This window comes from Anaerolineae bacterium (assembly GCA_014360855.1).
Classification (GTDB): Bacteria; Chloroflexota; Anaerolineae; order JACIWP01; family JACIWP01; genus JACIWP01.
The window spans coordinates 21,925-28,158 of the sequence record JACIWP010000002.1; the positions used below are offsets into that span (position 1 = coordinate 21,925).

A 6,234-nucleotide genomic window follows, 5' to 3' on the forward strand; every position below is an offset into this window, starting at 1 on the left:
GGAAATGCGCACATCTGTACGCTCCATGTGGCAGAGGTCTTTCGCTGATTCGCTGTCCTGGCAGTCCCCCATCGCGCTGGTGAGCCGGCCGTTCTGGCGCAGTCCCTCTGCGGTGCGGACGGGCGCGCGCCTGCGGCCCCGCACTGCCCTGGGCCTGGTGCTGATCGTCCTGTTGCTGTCCGCCGCCGGCTGGCTGTACCTGGAACAGGCCGCTGTCATCGAGGAAGCGCATCAATCCATGGGCATTCTGCAAGAGATGCAGAAAGCCCAGGTGCGCGACATCCGCTATCTGCAGTTCCAGGTGGCACAGCAGACCTCCATGGAGCAGGTGTTCCGCTATGCCCAGGCCCTCAGGCTTCAGCCGGAAGACCGGGTGGACATCCTGGTCGTAGGGCCGCTGATGACGAGCGAAAGTCTGGCGCAGGCCCGTTGAGCGGGCGGAGCCGCGGCCTCCAGGGAGGCTGATGACCATGGGCGATGAATTTGACCGACAGGCCCGGCACAAACTGTGGCTTGTGGAGGGATTTCTTTCGCTTCTGGCGATCCTGCTCTGTATGGTGCTGGGGTTCCAGTCCCTGCGGGTGGTCTTCGCTGGGGGAGAGGATGCCCGCCGCTGGAAGCCGGAGGCCGTCGTGCACGGCTCGGCGCCGGATGTGCGCGGGAACATCCTGGATCGCGATGGTGCCCTGCTCGCCGGCATCGAGTACCGCTGGCAGGTGGGCGCATCTCCCTCCGCCGTGCGGAACAGCGAGGTAGATGCACTGGCTGAGATCATCTCCCCGTATTTCCCCGAGTGGGGGGAGGACAAGCTCCGCGAGATACTGCGAGGCGACCGGGAGTACGTGTATCTCGGGAACCTGGGCTATCCGGCCGGCGTCGAACTGTATCAGAAGCTGAAGGCGGAAGAATTGCACCGCTACCGCGTCACCTTGACCCCGGTTCCTTTCCGCGTCTACCCCGAAGGCTCCCTGGCAGGTCACCTGCTGGGATTTGTAAATGCGGAGGGAAAGGCGTATTATGGCGTGGAAAAGGCATATGAGCGCTATTTGAAGGGGGAGGATATCCCGAAGCTGGAACCGACGGATACATACCTGGCGGACCTGGGCTGGCGCTTTGTGCAGAACGCCTCGCCGGAGCCCGTGTGTGATATTATCCTGACCATTGACCGTGCCGCGCAATATCTGGTGGAACAGGAACTGCGCTCTGCGATTGCGAGCGCCGGCGCAGTGGGTGGTACGGTCCTGGTGATGAATCCCCGGAACGGGGAGATCCTGGCATCGGCCAGCTATCCGGCCTATGCGCCGGCGCGCTATACGGAAGTCTCTCCTGAGGTCTGGGTGGATCCAGCCATCTCCCGCCAGTATGAGCCAGGCTCGGTCTTCAAGGTCGTGACCCTGGCCGCCGGCCTGAATGCCGGCGTCATCACCCCCCAAACCACATATATCGACAGCGGCTGTATCGAACTGGGCGGCGAGCCGATCTGCAATATGGGAAAGGCACCGTACGGCCTCGTCGACATGCAGGACGTGCTGGTACATTCCCTGAACCTTGGCTCCACCTTTGTCAGCATGCGCCTGGGTCCCAAAGATTTCTACGAGTACGTGCGGCTGTTCGGCTTTGGGGAGCGAACCGAGGTGGATCTGGCGCAGGAGGTCGCCGGCGATGTCCACTGGTACGGCACGCCGAAGTTCCACGAGTCGGACCTGGGGACCAACTCTTTCGGCCAGGGTATCGCCGTCACGCCGCTACAGATGCTCACGGCGATCAGCGCGGTGGCGAACGACGGTGTGCTGATGCATCCGCATGTGGCGAAAGGCATCATCTATCAGGGGCGGGTGATGGAGATACAGTCGTATGCCGTGCGACAGGTCATCCAGCCGGCGGTAGCCCGGACGCTGACCGACATGCTGGTCAAAGCGGTGGAGCAGGGTGTGCCGCAGGCGGCGGTGCCGGGCTATCGGGTGGCCGGCAAGAGCGGCACGGCGCAGATACCGGAAGGGGGAGGCTACGCCGCGGATCGGGTGATCGCCAGCTTCGTGGGATACCTGCCGGCGGAGAACCCCCAGCTTGCCATCCTGGTGAAGATTGACGAACCGAAGGGTGAGACACTGGGCGCGCGGGTGGCCGGCCCGGTATTCAGCCGGGTCGCCAGCCAACTGGTGCAGATATTCGGTATACCGCCAGGAGGCGGGACGCCGTGAGGGATGGGTCGAGGTGAGGATGTGACACGAGCGTTGATGATATCGGATGTGATCAAGGGATTGGGGGGCATGCTCCCCGATTCGGCGCGTCTGAAGGACCAGTCGGTTGCCGGCGTGGTCATCGATTCGCGCCTGGCCGGGGTCGGCTCGCTGTTCGTGGCGCTGAAGGGCGAGCGGGATGATGGGCACCGCTATGTCGGCGATGCTTTTGCCAAAGGGGCGGTCATGGCCCTGATTGACCATGCGGTGGAAGTCGAGGCGCCGGTGGTGGATTTACGGGTGCCGGCGGAGGTTGCCGAACTATCCTTGCCTTGCTGTCTGCTGGTGGACAACACGCTGGCGGGTCTCCAGCGGCTGGCGGCGTACTGGCGGTCCCAGTTCGACGTGCGCGTGGTGGGCATCACCGGCAGTGTGGGGAAGTCCACGACCAAGGAGATGGTCTGGTCGGTACTGCGCCGGCGGTTCCGCACCCTGCGCAGTGAGGGGAATTACAACAACGAAATCGGCCTGCCGCTGACGCTTCTGCGCTTGAACGACACCTATGAGCGGGTTGTGCTGGAAATGGGCATGTATGCCCTGGGGGAGATCCGCCAACTCGCCGAGATTGCGCGCCCGGTGATTGGGGTGGTGACCAATGTCGGCCCAACCCATCTGGAGCGGCTGGGGAGCATCGAGCGCATTGCGCAGGCGAAACGGGAGCTGGTGGAGTCTCTGCCGGCGGATGGGTTCGCCGTGCTGAACAAGGATGACCCGCTGGTCTGCGCCATGGCGGAGCATACGCCGGCCCGCGTGTTCTACTACGGGCTGGACCCCAGCGCCGACGTGTGGGCGAGCGATATCGAGAGCCGGGGGCTGGAGGGCATCCTCTTCCGCCTGCATTATCGCGGCGAGACCCTGCATCTCCGCGTGCCCCTGCTGGGCCGGCACAGCGTCCACACCGCGCTGGCCGCCACGGCGGTGGGCCTCATTGAGGGGGAATCGTGGGAAGAGATTGTCGCCGGCCTGCAGGATACCTCCGCCCATATCCGGCTGGTGGCAACGCCTGGCATCCACGATTCCACCATCCTGGACGACACGTATAATGCCAGCCCCGCGTCCTCGCTGGCGGCGCTGAGCCTGCTGGCTGAGCTGGACGGCCGGCGCATCGCCGTGCTGGGGGATATGCTGGAGCTGGGGGATTATGAGGAAGTGGGGCACCGCAAAGTGGGACTGCGTGCCCGGGATGTGGCGGCCAAGCTCATCACCGTGGGCCGGCGCGCCCGGCTGATCGCCGAGGAGGCGCTGAAAGCCGGCATGCCGGCGGCGGATGTCTATTCTGTGGATACGAATCAAGAGGCAGTGGAACTTCTCCGCACGATTATCCAGCCAGGGGATATTATCCTGGTCAAAGGTTCGCGAGGGATGAAGATGGAAGAGATTGTGGCCGCGTTGGGGAGGCCGGCATGGCCTACGCGCTGACCCTGGGAACAGTGGCGTTTCTGCTGGCGGTGATATGGGGCAATCCACTGCTGGCGCTACTGCGCAAATATTCGATCGGCAAGCAGATCCGCATTGACGGACCGAGTTCGCATCAGGTGAAGATGGGTACCCCCACCATGGGCGGCCTGATGATCATCGTGCCGGTGGTGCTCATCACGGTGGCGCTGAACATCGCCAATCTCTTTGGTCGGACGCTGATCGGGCGTTCCATCCTGGTGCCCATTTTTGTGATGCTGGCCTTTGGGGCGCTGGGGTTTGTGGACGACCTGGCCGGCGTGCGGGGGAGAAAGGGCCAGGGCCTGATGGCCCGCACCAAGTTCCTGTGGCAGTTCGTGATCGCGGTGCCTACGGCGCTGGTGTTCTATTTCCTGTTGGATATTCACAGCGTGGCCCTGCCGAGGGTGCCGCAGAAGATCGACATGGGGCTGTGGTACATCCCCGTGGCGACCCTGCTCATCGTCGGGTTTTCCAACGCCGTCAACCTGACGGATGGGCTGGATGGGCTGGCCGGCAGTACCGCGGCGGTCGCCTTCGTCGCTTACGGCGTGATCGCCAATCTGCAGGGACAGACATGGCTGTCCGCGTTCTGCTTCACCGTCACCGGCGCGATCATGGCGTTCCTGTGGTTCAACGCCTATCCGGCGCAGATGTTTATGGGGGATGTGGGAGCGCTGGCGCTGGGAGCGACGCTGGCGGTGGTGGCGCTGATGACGGGGCAGTGGCTGTTACTGCCGATCATCGGCATCGTCTTCGTGGCGGAGGCCATGTCCGATATCCTGCAGGTGGCCTATTTCAAGCTTACCGGCGGCAAGCGGCTGTTCAAGATGGCGCCGCTCCATCACCATTTTGAACTGCTGGGCTGGTCCGAGACGCATATCACTCAGCGGTTTTGGCTGATTTCGGTGCTCGCCGGCATGTTGGGTGTGGCGCTGGCGCTGTGGTGAGGGACGGGAGATGACCGAAGCGGAAAGCGGCCGGCCGTTCCAACCGCATATGTCGTGGCAGGGGGTGCGCGTGACCGTGGTCGGGCTGGCACGCGAGGGCACGGCGGTGGCGCGCTTCCTGGCGGCGCGCGGGGCAGAGGTGACCGCCACGGACATGAAGCCGGCGGAGGCGCTGGCCGGCGCGCTGTCCCTGCTTCGCTCGTTCCCCATCCGCTACGCGCTGGGTGGACATCCTGACTGGGTGCTGGACGCGGACATCATCTTCGTCAGCCCCGGTGTGCCGCGCACCATCCCGCTCCTGGTCGAGGCGGCACGGCGCGGCATTCGTCTCAGCAGTGAGACGGAGCTGTTCTTCAGCCTGTGCCCGGCGCCCATCATCGGCATCACCGGCTCCAGCGGCAAGACGACCACCACTACACTGGTCGGGGAGATACTGAAAACCGCCGGCGAACGCACCTGGGTCGGCGGCAACATCGGCGAACCGCTGTTGAATTATCTGGACGAGATCGGACCGCACGACCGGGTGGTGATGGAGCTGTCCAGCTTCCAGCTTGAGCACCTGCGGGCCAGCCCGCATATCGCGGCTATCCTGAACATCACGCCCAATCACCTGGACCGCCACGAGAGTATGGAGGCCTATATCAACGCCAAGCGCCAGATCATCGCGCACCAGGGCGCCGGCGATGCGGCGGTGTTCGGCTGGGATGACCCGGCGGCGCGCCGGCTGGGGAAAGGGTATTCCGCCGGCCAAGCGATCTGGTTCAGCGCGGCGGAGCCGAGGCGCCCAGGCGCATGGGCCGAACGAGAGGCGGTACTGCTGGAAATCGCCGCGCCGGCCCAGAGGGTGTGCGAGCTGGCGGATATTCGCCTGCGCGGCGCTCATAATCTGCTGAACGTGCTGGCGGCCTGTGCGGTCGCCGGCGCGGCCGGCGCGCCGGCAGATGCCATGCGGTCGGCCATCCGCTCCTTCCAGGGAGTCTCCCACCGTCTGGAGCTGGTGCGCGAGTGGAACGGGGTGCAGTTCGTGAACGATTCTATCGCCACCTCGCCGGAGCGCTCCATGGCGGCCCTGTGCTCGTTTGACGAGCCGATCATCCTGTTGGCCGGCGGACGGGATAAGCATCTGTCGTGGGAGGAATGGGCGGACCTGGTACTGCGCAAGGCGCGCGGCGTCGTCCTGTTCGGCGAGGCCGCCGGCCTCATCGAGCGGGCACTGCAGAGGGCATTTGAGCGGGCGGCGGAATCGGGGGGCCAGTGCCGGCTGTCCCCGGAAAATGTGCGGCCGGCGGTGACGCTGGAGCGGGCGGTGCAGATCGCATCCGAGATGGCGGAGCCGGGCGATGTGGTACTGCTTTCCCCCGGCGGGACGAGCTATGATGCCTATACGGATTTCGTGGAACGGGGCGAACACTTCCGCAAATTGGTGAAGATGCTATGAAGGAGCGCACCGCGTACACCTTTGCCGTGCCGGCGGAAGAACTGGGGCGGGTCGAGCGCCGGCCTTGGGGCAGTTCCCTGGCCGGCCTGCGGCGCTGGCTGGAGAGCAAGCGCTGGGACAATGCATTGGACCTGAGCAATTTTGCCGGCACAGATTGGGCACTGCTGGTGGC

General features: G+C 64.7%; 6 protein-coding genes. All 6 read left to right on the forward strand.

Annotation, left to right across the window (positions count from 1 at the left end):
• Positions 1-4 precede the first annotated feature (4 nt).
• Entirely contained in the window at positions 5-433 is a 429-nt protein-coding gene (locus H5T60_00325) for a hypothetical protein (GenBank protein MBC7240878.1), read from the forward strand.
• A 37-nt stretch (positions 434-470) separates the two neighbouring features.
• Positions 471-2,201, forward strand: a complete 1,731-nt coding sequence (locus H5T60_00330; protein MBC7240879.1) for a penicillin-binding protein 2 — start codon at positions 471-473, stop codon at positions 2,199-2,201.
• Positions 2,202-2,204: 3 nt separating this feature from the next.
• Positions 2,205-3,659 carry a UDP-N-acetylmuramoyl-tripeptide--D-alanyl-D-alanine ligase gene (locus H5T60_00335; protein MBC7240880.1) on the forward strand — a complete coding sequence of 485 codons (1,455 nt, stop codon included), beginning with the start codon at positions 2,205-2,207 and terminating at the stop codon, positions 3,657-3,659.
• A complete protein-coding gene (locus tag H5T60_00340; protein ID MBC7240881.1) occupies positions 3,644-4,624 on the forward strand; it encodes a phospho-N-acetylmuramoyl-pentapeptide-transferase in 981 nt (326 codons plus the stop codon). The genes H5T60_00335 and H5T60_00340 overlap by 16 nt, the downstream gene beginning before the upstream one ends.
• Before the next feature lie 10 nt (positions 4,625-4,634).
• Positions 4,635-6,062: a UDP-N-acetylmuramoyl-L-alanine--D-glutamate ligase gene (gene murD / locus H5T60_00345; GenBank protein MBC7240882.1), complete on the forward strand. Its 1,428-nt coding sequence runs from the start codon at positions 4,635-4,637 to the stop codon at positions 6,060-6,062.
• A partial coding sequence (locus H5T60_00350) for a hypothetical protein (GenBank protein MBC7240883.1) occupies positions 6,059-6,234 on the forward strand: 176 nt, incomplete at its 3' end. The genes murD and H5T60_00350, both read left to right, overlap by 4 nt.

What these genes read in the sequence shown, in the direction of transcription:
- murD (MBC7240882.1), top strand. Translation starts at nt 4,635, where the DNA reads ATGACCGAAGCGGAAAGCGGCCGGCCGTTCCAACCGCATATGTCGTGG.
- H5T60_00340 (MBC7240881.1), top strand. Translation starts at nt 3,644, where the DNA reads ATGGCCTACGCGCTGACCCTGGGAACAGTGGCGTTTCTGCTGGCGGTG.
- H5T60_00335 (MBC7240880.1), top strand. Translation starts at nt 2,205, where the DNA reads ATGGGTCGAGGTGAGGATGTGACACGAGCGTTGATGATATCGGATGTG.
- H5T60_00325 (MBC7240878.1), top strand. Translation starts at nt 5, where the DNA reads ATGCGCACATCTGTACGCTCCATGTGGCAGAGGTCTTTCGCTGATTCG.
- H5T60_00330 (MBC7240879.1), top strand. Translation starts at nt 471, where the DNA reads ATGGGCGATGAATTTGACCGACAGGCCCGGCACAAACTGTGGCTTGTG.